This window comes from Sporosarcina sp. FSL K6-3457, assembly GCF_038007285.1.
In the GTDB taxonomy this organism is placed as follows: domain Bacteria; phylum Bacillota; class Bacilli; order Bacillales_A; family Planococcaceae; genus Sporosarcina.
In genome coordinates, this window is record NZ_JBBOWX010000001.1 from 4069824 (window position 1) to 4083406 (window position 13583).

Consider the following 13583-nt stretch of genomic DNA (forward strand, 5'->3'; position numbering starts at 1 on the left):
TGTCTCCTTTCATACTTATACGAGTGAACCGCCATTTTTACTGTAGCTGATAATTCCTTCCGCTGCTCGATAAGCAAGTGCACCAACCGTTCCCGTTGGATTGTAACCACTATTATGCGCGAAGTTTCCAGCGCCTACTACAAAGAGATTATCGGCATTCCAATGCTGTAAATAATTGTTGACGACACTGTTATCGGGGCTTGCCCCCATAATTGTTCCCCCTGTGTTATGTGTTGTCTGATAAGGAACGATATCGTAGTTTGTAATGGGACTTCCCGGCATCACCGTCTTTGCACCCATTTCCTTCATAATAGCGCTCGTCTTTTCCGTGATATACTTGTGTAAATTTCGGTCTTGGTCGGTGAAATTGTACGTCAACTGGAGTAGCGGCACACCATACGCATCCTTATAATCAGGGTCAAGTGACATAAAATTTTCCTTATGAGGCATCGATGCACCTTCTGTTGAAACATTCAGCGTTCTTGTATAGTTATAAATCGAGGCTTTCTTAAATTCAGCTCCCCATGTAGGCGTATCAGGTGGGATTGGGTTTGTCTGAATTGGACGAGTACCTGTCTGAGTCATCGAAATACTTCCCCCATGAATGAAATCTAAATCACTATGGTCAAAGTTATCCCCATTGAGATCGTCAATGGTCATACCAAGGGACCCAGCCCCCATAAAAACGTTCATCTGCTCATCAAAAAAACCTGTAGCACCCGGGAGAACCTGGTAGGCGTAGTTTTTGCCAAGAGTCCCTTTTTGCGTCTCGGGATTATACTGCTCTCCAATGCCTGACACCATTAACAGCTTTGCGTTATTCATGACATAACTCGTGAGCACAACAACTTCCGCTGGTTGTATATATTCTTCTCCCGTTTGGGTGTCAATATACTTTACACCTGTCACTTTATCGCCCTGCTTCATAACTTCCACAACATTCGCATGGAAACGAATATCAAAATTCCCTGTTTTTCTTGCCGTAGGAATGACCGTTATTTCCGGTGACGTCTTCGCACCATATTCACACCCGAATCGTTCGCAAAACCCACAATATTGGCATCCTGCTATAGATTCGCCATCAGGATTTGTATAAGCCTCCGACAAATTTGCCGATGGTAGCATAAAAGGCGTATATCCTAGGTTACTGGTCGCCGTTTCAAACTTCTTCAAGATAGGTGTTTTTTTCATAGCGGGTGTTGGATAGGGGGAAGAGCGTTTTCCTGCGAATGGATTTTTATCCTCCCCCGATAAGCCAGCTGTCTTTTCGAATTTGTCGAAATAAGGCTCCAGTTCATCGTACGTAATGCCCCAATCTTGAAGCTGATAGTCAGCTGATAGCTTGTTTTTGCCATATTTTTTATCCGTCATCGATTTTATTTCAAAATCATACGGTAAAAAGCGCCATGTTTGACCGTTCCAATGCGTGCCTGCACCACCAAGTCCTTCACCAAGTAGAAAAGACCCCATTTGCCGCATTGGTAATGCTCGCATCTTTCGATGATTTCTAAAAGTAATGGTCTCTTTTGATAAATCCTGCATTAAATCATAGCGCATGGCATATCGATATTCATCATGCACCATTAAAAAGTCGGCTGTGTTACGGTCTTTACCCCGTTCTAATCCGACGACCTTCAGTCCCGCTTTTGCACATTCAGCAGCAATAATACCGCCTGTCCAGCCGACGCCAACCGTCACGATGTCTACCTTATCCAATGTTGTGGCCATTTGTGATTCCCCCTTAATGTTCCATACTGCTTAATGATTTTGGTTCATATTTCACAAACTGATCATTTTCAATTTCGGCGATATACGTCATTTGATTCCCCGGAAACTCCTTCATGCGCCAAGCATCCATATTCACATTGCCGTTATAAATCGGATCCGCATAGGCGCCTTCCAATGTTGCCTGCCTCAGAAGCTTGAAGAAAAATTCTGAGGATACCCCTTTCATATCGACTTCATTTTTTTGAAATGCTGTAATGATTTCATCCATTTGTTGTCCCTCAAGGTCGACAAAGTTTTTCTCAAACCGTCCCTTCGCCTCCTCATCCATTCTGACCATCCCTTGCCTGAAAATCTCCGCCCGTGTCAGCCTACTTTGATAGCCTTGCGTCGATTCACCTGCAAAAAAGGGACCTTGCATATACTCTTTCACATTGCTCCCGTAGTTTCCGGCTAGTTGATTGTCGATAAAATACGGAACGCCCAATCCAATAGCACCCGGTCCAAGGTCATCTTCCGGGAATATCCGTTCAACCGCCTGAGCCAGTACATTGAATTCAGCCATATTCGTGAAGAACATTAAGCCGCGATTGTTAACAGCTACTGGCTCACCATCCGCCCCTTTATGTCCCCCTGTTCCCGCAACTTGACCTTCCTTTTTGACGTTATAACCAACAAGTCCACCAATGAGCCCCCCTCCTACGAGAGCCCCCGTCGCAATCCCAGTTGTCTTTAGGAAATCCCGCCTCGACAACCCCTTCTTATCTTCTGTCATGTTCATCCTCCTCCATACAACTACGTATATATAGAACAAAGCATGCCAATGTTAACCAGTTTTCATACCATGTAGGGCTATTTTGTTGAATTTTTATAGATGAAGCCCATAAAAAAGAAGCCTCCCATTTACGGAAAGCTCCCCATATTCACTCCATAGCCTCTGCCACCAATGCCACATCAGCCTCTATCTCACCGTCCATTCTCCAAATTTTCTCTTTACCTCTAACTCTAATTCTTCCAACAACATCTCATGGTTCTCTTGGTCTGGCTGCATCTGGAACCAATTTACTTCACCGTCTTTATAATGACCTTGGTATTCTCTACCATCTAGCGTCAGCTCGAAGTGTAATGTTTCATATTGAGTATCTTCAAACAATTCTTTCCGGACATTGAAATTTTCGATCATTCTGTTTCCTCCATTCCGATTGCTTGTTTTCTTATTTACTATACCCATTCCTCTTATTTCTTTAACATTTCCAAGGACTTCATTTATCGATGTGCACAGTGTCCCTTTTCAAAAATGTATACCCTCAAATCCAAGGATTGGAACTCGGTCTTCTTCTATTTTTATTTCCTCTAAAGGAACTTCAATTATGTATTCAAATTTGCCATAAGGACGTACAGCAATCTTTTCTTTCACAAATGGATTGACTGTCACAAGCATAACTTTTTCCGTTTTTTCATCATACCTAGTCACTGCAAATCGGTACCCCAAAATCATTACATACGGAATAATCTCATACGCATCTTCCAATTCTTCAACTAAAATGGGCTTGATGAATGCTTGATCACTATTCTTCATCTTTCTAAAACCATATTGCACATCAGTTGGATTCTCTGACCGCAAATAATAGCTTCGCTGATAAGATATAAGTTCAAACTCCTTACTATCCCATAAAGCAAATCGACCTTTTCGTATCATGCCATCTCCTCCCCACTGTAAAGAACTCTTCTACAATATTATACATAATATTCGGATTCTTTGATACGAATTTCATTCAAAACATAATTATTACTTTCATAACAAGTGTTCTTCAAAATTCATACAAAAAAAGCAACTCCCTATCCACATCAATAGGGAACTGCTTTTTTAATCGATTCTCATCAAATCGAGTGGTGTAATAATCCCAAGCAATTTCTCTTCAGGCCTTCCATTCTCCGTAATAAGAAGTGCCTCAAGACGTTTTCCACCGACAACGGCCTTTTTGAAATATTCCTCAGCCTCATAGACAGACAAAGTTCTTTCAATGAAGCGGTACGTATTCTTCTGCTTCTCATGGTAGTGAATGTCGAGGAGCGTCGGAATTTCCCGGGAAATGATTTCATCTGTCCCTTTATCCGCCAGCCAGTACGTAATACCTGCTGCCGTAATCAGTCCAACAAACTTTCGATTTTCATAAATAGGAATTTGGTTAAATCTCTTATCATGAATCAGCTTTAAGCCTTTCGCAAGCGTATCAGAAGCCCGTAGCGTATGCACTTTTCGCTGGAACAAATCTCCGACTATGACGGGTTTCGACAGTTCCCGTTCAATATATTCGATAAGCTCAACGACATTATCATGTGGTTCAGCAATCGCGTAATCGACATCCGTTCGTCGATGGACAATCGCATTGCGCAAATCAGCACATTCTCGTAAATCCACTTCAAACTTGCGGATCACCGCATTTATATTTTTTGTTTTATCAATTAATCGTGAGAAAGGCATATAACTGCTTAAACCGCTAATCTTCTCCATCAATTTCTCAATACGATTAAAGGCGATAATGAAACGATCAGAATTGCGTTCAACCATTAGAATTCCTCCAGTCAGTAGAGTCCTTTTACGGATTATACCACGGGAGCATAATTACACAGTTGTTTTCGCTGCATTACGTTTCGACATAAAAATGCCAAATAGCAACAGTAAAATGATGACGATGACTGTTACGCCAGCACTCATCCATAAATCTGACAGATCCGCATCTACTTGAAACCAGTATGTTGCATAAGTCGCTAATTTCCATGGCGACACCGCCCAATACACACCAATGAGTGAATCAATAACTGGATAAATAAGTGTAATCACAATCGCCAAGCCTGCCGCACCACCTGTCGGCAACCATGCACTAAGCGCTAAAACAACCGTAACAACAAAGATAAGCCACAAACTATACGTTGCGATAAAGCCAAATAACAATCCGACATCAACAGAATTGAAGAGAATCTCAATATAATACCACGCTGCCATGAACCCTAGACATGCACTGCCAAGAACAAGGGCATTGACGACAAGCCATTTACTTAAAAAGTACGCTCGAAAAGACATCGGGCGAACATATAACAATGTCGCAGTGCCATTTTTCCGTTCACTTGAAATTGTCCCCATACATGCAAGAACGATAATCAGGATACCGATGAATTGATACTGCCCAAGTAAAGAAATGAAAATATCCGAGCCTTGAAATTCCGGCCATAAGAAATCCATTCCCTCTGGCATGTTGCCAACACTCTTCATAATTTCTGGTAAAAAGTGATTAGTGATTGGTTCCAGGACACCTAAAATAATAAAGACAAGTGGAATCCATAACACTTTGAAGTTTCGAGTATGTTCACGCCATTCTTTTTGTAACAAGACACCGAATCCAGCCATTAGACCACCGCCACTTTCATAAATATTTCTTCAAGGCTTGCCGTCTGCCGCTCAACTTTTCGCACTGAAAATACACCTGCACTTAACAGAGTCAGCACTTCCGACATGTCAACCTGCTCTTGGCGAACATCAATAGAGACCGTCAACCCTTTTACATACACTTGCCACTTAGCCCCTGCTGTAAAACGCTGTAATTCCTCCAACCGTTCAAATTCAATCATAATCCTCGGTTCTGCATAACGTGAACGCACTTCATCGAGTGAACCGTGTTCGACTAATTTTCCTTGGCGTAAAAACAGTAGTTGATCGGTCATTTCTTCTGCATCATTCAAGATGTGTGTCGAATATAAAATGGTCGTTTGCTGTTGCAACTCCTTCAACAAGTCCATTACTTGACGACGCCCCACTGGGTCAAGTGCCGATACTGGCTCATCGAGCAATAACAATTTTGGCTTATGAACAATCGCCTGTGCAAGCCCCAGCCGCTGCTTCATACCCCCCGAAAAGGTGCCCGTTTTCTTGTTTAGTGCCTCTTCAAGACCGACAAACTCCAGTGTTTTTTTTGCTTCTACCCTTGCCTGTTTCACGGCTACACCACTCAAGCGTGCTGCCATCTCAGTAAATTCCAGTGCAGATAGCCATGGAAAAAACTTTGGATACTGTGGTAAAAATCCAATGATGGACCGGATATCTTGCTTAGCATCCCCTTGAAACTGAATCGTTCCGCTTGTCGATGACACAAGCCCCGCAAGCATCGACAGCGTTGTTGTTTTCCCAGCCCCATTAGGTCCTATCAATGCGGTGGAAGTATGTTCTTCTAGCTCAAAAGAAACCGTATCTGCCGCCGTATAATCTCCATACCTCTTCGTCAACTGATCTACTTGTAGCAATAGCGTCATACCTGCCGCCTCCCAAAAATAAAGTACAAAATCGGTCCAATCAAATTACCAAGGACAATGATAAAAATCCACATTATAAATGGACCATTCGTCCGCTGATGACGAATAACGTCAATGAGTGCAACAACCATTAGGATAAATTGAAGAACAATAATCGGTAGAATAAGATTCCATGGGATACTTGCTAATTCAGACATTCACTCCACATCCTCTCTTTATTTTGCTATATACTAAGTATAACAGCTCTGTTCTATATTGAATAGAACAAATTAAAAAATAACCATTCAGCAAATCTAGAAGGAAGTAACTCATCCGCTACTACTAAGTATTCAAAAAAATCCTCCTTATGTAAAAAGGAGGATTTCATCATCATTCTTCTATTTCTTCAAGCCTCGGCATTGCAGACAATGCACCTGGCTTTGTCGCACAAAGTGCGCCGAGTTTATTGCCAAATGCGATATAGTCAATCCACTCATCACGGTTTTTTGGCTGACCTTTTAAATGGATTTGACGCAAAATGCCTGCAATAAATGCATCGCCTGCTCCGGTCGTATCGACAGGTACAACCGGCTCAACACTAACATGCGTTAGGATGCCATCAATGACAGCATATGTCCCCATTTCCCCAGCTGTGATAAGAATAACAGGTATTTGATAGGACGCTAACTTGGAGATCCCCATCTCAAGCGTCGTTGTTTCAGTTAAGAAAAATAGCTCTTCATCCGTTAATTTCAATACGTCAGTCCCGACAACAAATGACATAATCGTCTCGCGGCATAGCACTTCACTTTCCCAACGAAGTGGCCGAATATTCGCATCAAGCGACAGTAATAAATCTGTGGACTTCGCCAATCGAACGGCTTCTTGCGTGGTCTTTAAGGCCGTCGGTTGAAACATTGTCCCTGAACAAATATGAAGCACGGAAGCCTCTTGAAATGCCTGTTCAGACAAATCAGAAGGCTCCACTTGGATATTGGGTGTCTCATCGACATAACTGTGAAAAACGCGGTCATTTCCTTCTGTCAGATGCACGTAAACTCCACTCACTCGCTTGTCATTCTCCAGCTTCGCAAACGACAAATCAACGTCCTCTTTGCACAATTCATCCCGCACAAATTTCGAAGTCTCGTCATCCCCAGTTACCGTAATAAATGCAGAAGCCGCACCTAGCCGCGAAATACCTGCCGCTACATTAACCGTCGCTCCGCCAAGAAACGTTGTAAATGTCGAGTTCGACTGGTCTTCCGCTATATAATCGACGAACGCATCTCCATAAATCAACACATGCTTTTTACTCTTATTAGTCATCATTGTACTCCCCTATCAATCACGCCTCGGCGTGATTGCGTCCGGATTTTTTCGAGCTTGGGCTTACAGGAAGTAGGTCATGTAGTGGGGAAGGATTGAACTTACATCCTTCCTTGTTGCGACAGGACGTCGCGCACTTAGACTGCCTTCTTAAGCTACCCTAAAAAAATCCGTGACATCCGCCGGAGGCTTTATCTAGATTCAGCAACTGCAAATGCAGTTGCTGAATCTAGATAAAGTCATTTTTCCTATCGTATCATGGAACATGACTTATCGGAAGAGGTCGGACATCAGACGTGCTTACTTCCCCCAAACCGTGCTATACTAATCGAATGGAACAGGAGGATTTTTTATGAAACAATGGATGTATCCTTTATTAATCGTTTTTGCTGCAAGCTGTTACGGGATTCTTTCGACAATTATTAAACTAGCAATCCGAGATGGCTTCACCGCTGCGGAAGCCGTAACAAGCCAATATTTCGTCGGATTTTTCATAGCTCTTATTATTTTTATCATCGTGCGTCATAAAGTCCCCAAATTCGGAGGTGGCTATACGCTGCTTCTTGCGGGTTTATTTACAGCAACGACAGGAACTGTCTATGGCCAAGCAATTGAATACATGCCTGCTTCTCTTGCCGTTGTCATGCTATTTCAATTCACTTGGGTAGGTATGTTATTTGACTGTATCGCAAGGCGGCGCCTGCCGAAACGGATTGAAGTCATTTCACTACTCTTCCTTTTCGCTGGTACGATTCTTGCGGCAGGTGTGATTGATGCAGATCTTAGCGGGATTCCTTGGCAAGGCTGGGCATGGGGAATGGCTTCAGCTGTCAGCTTTGCGTCATTTGTCATGATTAACCAGCGACAAGTTGCAGGCATGGATACAGAAACACGTCTGCTGTTCACATCGTTCTTTGCAGCAATTGCCATCTTCTTTTTCCAGACACCAGAAATCGTCTGGAACGGGACATTGTTCGGTGGGGGCTTGTGGATATATGGTTTGATTCTCGGGTTATTCGGGATTGTCATTCCAATTTATCTGTTTTCAATTGCCGTACCAAAAGTGGGAACAGCGATGACTTCGATTTTAAGCGCGATGGAATTGCCCGTGGCTGTCACTGCATCCGTCATTTTGCTAAGCGAAACACTTACAGTTCTTCAAGTTGGCGGTATCCTCGTTATCTTAGTCGGCATGATATTACCGACTTTGGCGCAACGGCGAAAAATCAATCACGCCTCGGCGTGATTGCGTCTAGATTTTGAATTGCGTCCACGCAATTAACTCCCTTCAAAATCTGTGACATCCGCCGGAGGCTTCAACATGATTCAGCCAGGGTTGCCCTTCGGCTGAATCATGTTGAAATATAATCGATAACCTAAACAGCCCATTGCATTTGCAGTGGGCTGTTTACTTTTCTTAAATGCAGTCATTTTGTTACAATAATAATGACAGGAAAAGGAGAATCCCACAAATGACAATGACTATACGACAAGCCCAACCAGCTGATGCCATAGCTGCCGCGCCCCTCATTATCGATGCCATTGGAGATATCGCCAAACGAATGACAGGAGAAACGGAATGGGATTTGGTGAATCAAGGGCTTTGCGAATTATTCAAGCGGAATGACAATCGGCATTCCTACCTCTATACATATATTGCCGAACTAGACGATACCGTAGCGGGAATCATGGTCTTATACCCAGGTAAAGATGCTCCTGCACTCGATCGAAATTTAAGTGATTGGCTTGCTAAAAAAGGTGCAGCAAATACTAAAGTCGATGCTGAATCACTGGCTGATGAATTGTATATCGATACGGTCTGCATTGATCCTGCCTTTCGTGGTAAAGGAATCGGCTCTCAATTATTTGCCTATGCAGAAGAAGTGGCACAACAAACAGGTTTTTCCAATCTTTCTTTGAACGTCGAAATTGAAAAAGAACCTGCCATCCGTCTCTACAAACGCCTCGGCTACGAAATCGTATCCCCGTGGACAATCATAGGTGAGCCGTTTCATCATATGGTGAAGATGGTTTAGATCAACATAAAAACCGCCTTATTGATTTCTCTATTAGAAACCAATAGGGCGGTTTTTCATCATAAAACAATTACTGTTCTTTAGCAAAAGCAACAAACTTGTCAATAACGGCATCTACAAATGCCAGTGTAGCCTCATCAGTCAGCTCACCATCGGTAAACTTTTGCCCCGCCGCTCCGATAAAGATCTCATTGCCCGCAGGCGGCATAATTTTTGCATTGACGCCCATGCTCATCAGCACTTGGCGCAAATGTAATTGTGCTCTTACAGTACCAAGCACCCCTTGAGATGCACCCATCGGTAAAACAGGCTTGCCAACAAGCGGACGCTCCACTCTTGAAGTCCAATCCAATGCATTTTGCAGCACTCCTGGCACAGACCAGTTAAATTCAGGCGTACTGATAATGACAGCATCCGCCTCTGCAATCTGCTGTTTAAATTGCTTCACTACTTCAGCAGGGTTCTTTTCATCATCCTCATTATAATGTGGCAAAATGCCGATATCCGCAATTTCTAGCTCGAACAGATGACTATATCTCTGTTCAATCGTCTTCACCAGTTGCATATTGAATGAACCTTTTCGTAAACTTCCCACAAGCGCTACAATTTTCATATGTATCTCTCTCCTGTAATTTTTTTATTCATAACCTTTATTCTACACAACTTCATCCATTAGCATACGATTTGATGCTCAGGCGATAAAAAATTTACCTCCTCGAAAACTTTTTCAGTCTAATAAGGGTAAGTATAGTAAGAGCAACAAAATGCCGTTGTTCTGAAAGGAGTGAAGGTAAAGTGAATACAAACGACTGGATCCGTAACATTCAGGCTGGCGATAAAGAGTACTTTCGCCATTTTTATGAGGCCTATGCGAACTATGCAATTCGGACAGCTTTTGCCATCACACGCAACCGTGAAATGGCGAAAGATGCTGTGCAGGAAACATTCATCCGTGTGTACCGACAAATTAATAGCTATAATCGAGAGCTACCATTCGATCCATGGTTTTATCGAATTTTGACGAATGAATGTCTGCGATTATTGAAGAAAGAGTCGCCTCTTTCTAAGTTTGAACAACCTGATTTAGAAAATGACCCAGCCCTAGCTGAACAATCCTTTGATCATCTATCCGATTTATACGATACGATTCAATCGTTAGATGATTTGCATCGGATTCCGCTCATTTTAAAATATATCAAGGGTTTTACCGAAAAAGAAATTGCAGACATTCTTGATTTGAATCACAACACCGTGAAGTCGCGATTATTCAAAGGAAGGAAACGGCTAAAAGAACAGCTAGATTTAGTGGAAAAGGAGGGTGATTCACAATGAACTCTGTCGATAAACGAGCAAAAGAAGCTTTGGATAAACGTACAGAACAACAAGCGCACAGCCTAGAGGACGAAATTTGGAATGGACTAGAACAAGAACTATTTAGCGAAAAACCAAGACATAGAGGAGAAGTAAAGAAAATGAAGAAAAAAAATCGTATAGTTCCGATTATCCTAACAGCGGCAGCAGCCCTTGCCATCGTATTCAGTTTCACAACGGATACGGGAACGGCATTTATGAAAGGCATTAAAGATTTATTCGCCCCTGAAAAAGAAATTATTCAAAGCATTGAAGGTCAAGATGAAGAAACCAACGTTCATTTGAATGAAGGAACAAACGCTGATTACGTGATTTACCTTGATGAAACACGCTATAAAATGATGAACAGCGAAGATAGCGACATCATCACAACAATCGAACCACTTCCAGCACAGTATCCGGAAGTAACGATGGAAATTAAACAAGTTGCAGATGAAACACCCGAAGATCTCGTCAGTAAAATAGAAACTGAATTAAAAAAAGACTTTCCAGGGCTGCGAGCAGTCGAAACAGTGACAGAACCGGTTGAAGGGTTCTGGTTGCATGGCGTGGCCGGCAATGATTCAAAAAGTAAAGTCGTCACAGCCTATGTCATTAGCAACGGCAAGCAAGGTAGCTTCGTCATTACAGAAAACTACTTCCTCGAAGCCGCGGAAGGCCACGGCGCACGATTCCATCATATGTTGAAGAGCTTTGAGATCGTTGAATAATTAACAGAGGGGAACTGCCATAATCGGTTCCCCTAACTCATTTATGACCGCTACGGAGAACTTTATAACCGCCTTGGGTCCCTTTATGACCGGCATCAATAGGATTATGACCACCTTGCACAACTTTATGACCGCCACAGCCAAAGGAAAGAGTTTGAGTATAGTCATGCATAATAACAGAAATCCTTGGGTATAAATTAAGTAACTCATTTTTTCCAAGGAGGTCATGATAGAGATGGATAGATTCATAATCGTCATCGACTTACTCGTTATCCTATTTTATATACTACTGATTGCTGTACTTTCTCCTTATATGATGCGATTTGTCAAAAAAAGAAACAGTGATGTATTTTTTCAGCTACTCCCCATCTTGTCCCTTATTATGATTAGTAGCATCACGATTTCCATGGGCTACGGCGGATTTTCAGAAACACTGTTCTTCCAGCTAACAAGCATCCTCTCTTTTATCCTTTTGCTGTGTCTGCTATTTTTGACACTACTTATGAAAAAGGTATGGCCTGAGAGGTATGAGAATTTGATTTCAAAGCTCTCCCTTTCTATCATAAAAAAAGAAGCTCAGCAAAAGCCGTTCGATACATAACGAACGGCTTTTTGCTAGATATAAAATCATCTGTCAGCAAGTTTATTGGCGCTTATACGCTGGATATTGTCGTTCGTGGGCGACTTATTGGCGCCAACTACCTAGATATTGGCGTTCACAGACCATTTATTGGCGCTCATTCATGAATTATTGGCGAATCAAGACTTTACTCCTACTTATTATTCCTTATTAACGTCTTCAAATACCTAAATATCATTGACAAACGACCTTACTACGTTTTCTATAAACTAAAAAAGAACACAACCTATATGAAGGATACAAGCGAAATTTCATTGTGTTAAAATGATAAAAATAACGAGTGGGAGACGATGTCATGTTAAAAGAACGGTACTATTACGTAAATCCATATTGCAAATCGTTTACGGCACGCATTACTAAAGCAACACAAGATGCGCAAGGGCAGCCCTATGTCGTGTTAGACAATACAGCTTTTTATCCTGAAGGTGGGGGCCAGCCCGCTGATATGGGGTCGTTGAATGGCATTTCAGTGCTTCATGTGGAAGAGGTGGATGGTGAGGTCCGGCATATGGTGGCGGAAAGCCTTGATGCCACAGGTGAAGTGGAGGGTGTCATTGACTGGGAGCGACGCTTTGACCATATGCAGCAGCATGCAGGGCAGCATATTTTGTCAGCGGCGTTTGTTGAGTTATTCGGATTTCCAACGATTAGTTTTCATTTAGGAAAAGAGATTGTTTCTATTGATTTGGACGTGGAAGAGGTTTCATCCGAACAATTGAAAACCGTAGAACGATTAGCGAATGACGTCATCCTTGAAAACAGACCCATTGAGACTAAATGGGTAACGGAGGGCGAGCTTGACCAGTATTCACTTCGGAAGCAGGTGACTGTGACGGATGAAATTCGATTAGTTATCATTCCGAACTTTGATGATAACGGCTGCGGAGGGACACATCCAAGTTCAACGGGACAAGTTAGTGCTCTGAAGATTTTATCGACAGAAAAGCAAAAGCGCAAAGTACGCGTACATTTTGTTTGTGGCGGACGTGTGTTGCAGCAATTACAACAAAAAAATCAGCAGCTGACGGCAGCCTCCCAATTGTTAAGTGCACCTGAAGATGGCGTTGCTGGAGCTATCGAAAAACTGTTAACTACTAATCATGCACTTGAAAAAACGCTAGAGGAAGCACAAGAAACGTTGTTAGCATTTGAAGCGAAGGAACTGTTGAATACGCGGCATCAAGGCGTTGTAAAAGCCGTATTTACAGGACGTACTGTTCAACAATTACAAAAACTCGCTAAGTTGCTGGTGACAGACAATGAGAACGTCATTGCACTTCTCGTTGCTGATAATGAAGACAGACTGCAGTTTGTCGCGGCGCGCGGATCTTCCATCGCAGTGAGCATGAAGCAGGTTTCAGCTACTGCACTTCCCCTTATTAACGGCAAAGGCGGCGGCAATGATGCGTTTGTTCAAGGTGGTGGAGAGAAGCTGGTAACCGCCGAAGAGTTAGTACAAGCAATGGTTGAGCAAGTAATTTGAAC

16 protein-coding genes are annotated in these 13583 nt (G+C 42.6%); 6 read left to right on the forward strand and 10 right to left on the reverse strand.

What is annotated here, in order from left to right:
• Positions 1-15 precede the first annotated feature (15 nt).
• The 9 genes from N1I80_RS19710 to N1I80_RS19750 all read right to left on the reverse strand — a co-directional run bounded on the left by N1I80_RS19710 (position 16) and on the right by N1I80_RS19750 (position 7341).
• Positions 16-1728 carry a GMC family oxidoreductase gene (locus N1I80_RS19710; RefSeq protein WP_340739532.1) on the reverse strand — a complete coding sequence of 571 codons (1713 nt, stop codon included), beginning with the start codon at positions 1726-1728 and terminating at the stop codon, positions 16-18.
• Positions 1729-1741: 13 nt separating this feature from the next.
• Positions 1742-2500, reverse strand: a complete 759-nt coding sequence (locus N1I80_RS19715; protein WP_340739533.1) for a gluconate 2-dehydrogenase subunit 3 family protein — start codon at positions 2498-2500, stop codon at positions 1742-1744.
• Positions 2501-2686: 186 nt separating this feature from the next.
• Positions 2687-2908: a DUF5342 family protein gene (locus N1I80_RS19720; RefSeq protein WP_340739534.1), complete on the reverse strand. Its 222-nt coding sequence runs from the start codon at positions 2906-2908 to the stop codon at positions 2687-2689.
• A gap of 108 nt (positions 2909-3016) precedes the next feature.
• A complete protein-coding gene (locus tag N1I80_RS19725) occupies positions 3017-3424 on the reverse strand; it encodes a hypothetical protein (RefSeq protein WP_340739535.1) in 408 nt (135 codons plus the stop codon).
• Positions 3425-3592: 168 nt separating this feature from the next.
• Complete coding sequence (locus N1I80_RS19730; RefSeq protein ID WP_340739536.1) at positions 3593-4297, reverse strand: CBS domain-containing protein; 705 nt, start codon at positions 4295-4297, stop codon at positions 3593-3595.
• A 54-nt stretch (positions 4298-4351) separates the two neighbouring features.
• Complete coding sequence (locus N1I80_RS19735) at positions 4352-5134, reverse strand: ABC transporter permease (protein ID WP_340739537.1); 783 nt, start codon at positions 5132-5134, stop codon at positions 4352-4354.
• Positions 5134-6033, reverse strand: a complete 900-nt coding sequence (locus N1I80_RS19740) for an ABC transporter ATP-binding protein (RefSeq protein ID WP_340739538.1) — start codon at positions 6031-6033, stop codon at positions 5134-5136. Before N1I80_RS19740 ends, N1I80_RS19735 begins: the two co-directional genes overlap by 1 nt.
• The gene (locus N1I80_RS19745) at positions 6030-6230 is read right to left on the reverse strand and encodes a PLDc N-terminal domain-containing protein (protein ID WP_340739539.1); all 201 of its coding nucleotides are present in this window, start codon (positions 6228-6230) and stop codon (positions 6030-6032) included. The genes N1I80_RS19740 and N1I80_RS19745 overlap by 4 nt, the downstream gene beginning before the upstream one ends.
• 172 nt (positions 6231-6402) lie before the next feature.
• Positions 6403-7341, reverse strand: a complete 939-nt coding sequence (locus tag N1I80_RS19750) for a carbohydrate kinase family protein (protein WP_340739540.1) — start codon at positions 7339-7341, stop codon at positions 6403-6405.
• A 352-nt stretch (positions 7342-7693) separates the two neighbouring features.
• Here N1I80_RS19750 and N1I80_RS19755 point away from each other — a divergent pair, with 352 nt between their 5' ends.
• Positions 7694-8587: an EamA family transporter gene (locus N1I80_RS19755; RefSeq protein ID WP_340739541.1), complete on the forward strand. Its 894-nt coding sequence runs from the start codon at positions 7694-7696 to the stop codon at positions 8585-8587.
• Positions 8588-8813: 226 nt separating this feature from the next.
• Positions 8814-9377 (forward strand): GNAT family N-acetyltransferase, encoded by a 564-nt coding sequence (locus N1I80_RS19760; protein ID WP_340739542.1) that lies wholly within the window; start codon positions 8814-8816, stop codon positions 9375-9377.
• A gap of 70 nt (positions 9378-9447) precedes the next feature.
• Here the strand turns inward: N1I80_RS19760 and N1I80_RS19765 are convergent, their stop codons facing one another.
• Positions 9448-9990: an NADPH-dependent FMN reductase gene (locus N1I80_RS19765; protein WP_340739543.1), complete on the reverse strand. Its 543-nt coding sequence runs from the start codon at positions 9988-9990 to the stop codon at positions 9448-9450.
• A 182-nt stretch (positions 9991-10172) separates the two neighbouring features.
• Between N1I80_RS19765 and N1I80_RS19770 the strand changes: the two genes are divergently transcribed.
• The 4 genes from N1I80_RS19770 (at position 10173) to N1I80_RS19785 (ending at position 13581) form a co-directional block, all read left to right on the forward strand.
• Positions 10173-10709, forward strand: coding sequence for an RNA polymerase sigma factor (locus N1I80_RS19770; protein ID WP_340739544.1), 537 nt, complete (start codon positions 10173-10175; stop codon positions 10707-10709).
• Positions 10706-11458: a hypothetical protein gene (locus N1I80_RS19775; protein WP_340739545.1), complete on the forward strand. Its 753-nt coding sequence runs from the start codon at positions 10706-10708 to the stop codon at positions 11456-11458. The genes N1I80_RS19770 and N1I80_RS19775 overlap by 4 nt, the downstream gene beginning before the upstream one ends.
• A 235-nt stretch (positions 11459-11693) precedes the next feature.
• The gene (locus N1I80_RS19780; RefSeq protein WP_340739546.1) at positions 11694-12059 is read left to right on the forward strand and encodes a hypothetical protein; all 366 of its coding nucleotides are present in this window, start codon (positions 11694-11696) and stop codon (positions 12057-12059) included.
• A gap of 334 nt (positions 12060-12393) precedes the next feature.
• On the forward strand, positions 12394-13581 hold the full coding sequence (locus N1I80_RS19785) for an alanyl-tRNA editing protein (RefSeq protein WP_340739547.1): 1188 nt from the start codon (positions 12394-12396) through the stop codon (positions 13579-13581).
• The last annotated feature ends 2 nt before the right edge of the window (positions 13582-13583 follow it).

Bases quoted from the DNA above. Each gene is read 5' to 3' on its own strand.
- N1I80_RS19710 (WP_340739532.1), bottom strand. From the start codon at position 1,728: ATGGCCACAACATTGGATAAGGTAGACATCGTGACGGTTGGCGTCGGC.
- N1I80_RS19715 (WP_340739533.1), bottom strand. From the start codon at position 2,500: ATGACAGAAGATAAGAAGGGGTTGTCGAGGCGGGATTTCCTAAAGACA.
- N1I80_RS19720 (WP_340739534.1), bottom strand. From the start codon at position 2,908: ATGATCGAAAATTTCAATGTCCGGAAAGAATTGTTTGAAGATACTCAA.
- N1I80_RS19725 (WP_340739535.1), bottom strand. From the start codon at position 3,424: ATGATACGAAAAGGTCGATTTGCTTTATGGGATAGTAAGGAGTTTGAA.
- N1I80_RS19730 (WP_340739536.1), bottom strand. From the start codon at position 4,297: ATGGTTGAACGCAATTCTGATCGTTTCATTATCGCCTTTAATCGTATT.
- N1I80_RS19735 (WP_340739537.1), bottom strand. From the start codon at position 5,134: ATGGCTGGATTCGGTGTCTTGTTACAAAAAGAATGGCGTGAACATACT.
- N1I80_RS19740 (WP_340739538.1), bottom strand. From the start codon at position 6,033: ATGACGCTATTGCTACAAGTAGATCAGTTGACGAAGAGGTATGGAGAT.
- N1I80_RS19745 (WP_340739539.1), bottom strand. From the start codon at position 6,230: ATGTCTGAATTAGCAAGTATCCCATGGAATCTTATTCTACCGATTATT.
- N1I80_RS19750 (WP_340739540.1), bottom strand. From the start codon at position 7,341: ATGACTAATAAGAGTAAAAAGCATGTGTTGATTTATGGAGATGCGTTC.
- N1I80_RS19755 (WP_340739541.1), top strand. From the start codon at position 7,694: ATGAAACAATGGATGTATCCTTTATTAATCGTTTTTGCTGCAAGCTGT.
- N1I80_RS19760 (WP_340739542.1), top strand. From the start codon at position 8,814: ATGACAATGACTATACGACAAGCCCAACCAGCTGATGCCATAGCTGCC.
- N1I80_RS19765 (WP_340739543.1), bottom strand. From the start codon at position 9,990: ATGAAAATTGTAGCGCTTGTGGGAAGTTTACGAAAAGGTTCATTCAAT.
- N1I80_RS19775 (WP_340739545.1), top strand. From the start codon at position 10,706: ATGAACTCTGTCGATAAACGAGCAAAAGAAGCTTTGGATAAACGTACA.
- N1I80_RS19780 (WP_340739546.1), top strand. From the start codon at position 11,694: ATGGATAGATTCATAATCGTCATCGACTTACTCGTTATCCTATTTTAT.
- N1I80_RS19785 (WP_340739547.1), top strand. From the start codon at position 12,394: ATGTTAAAAGAACGGTACTATTACGTAAATCCATATTGCAAATCGTTT.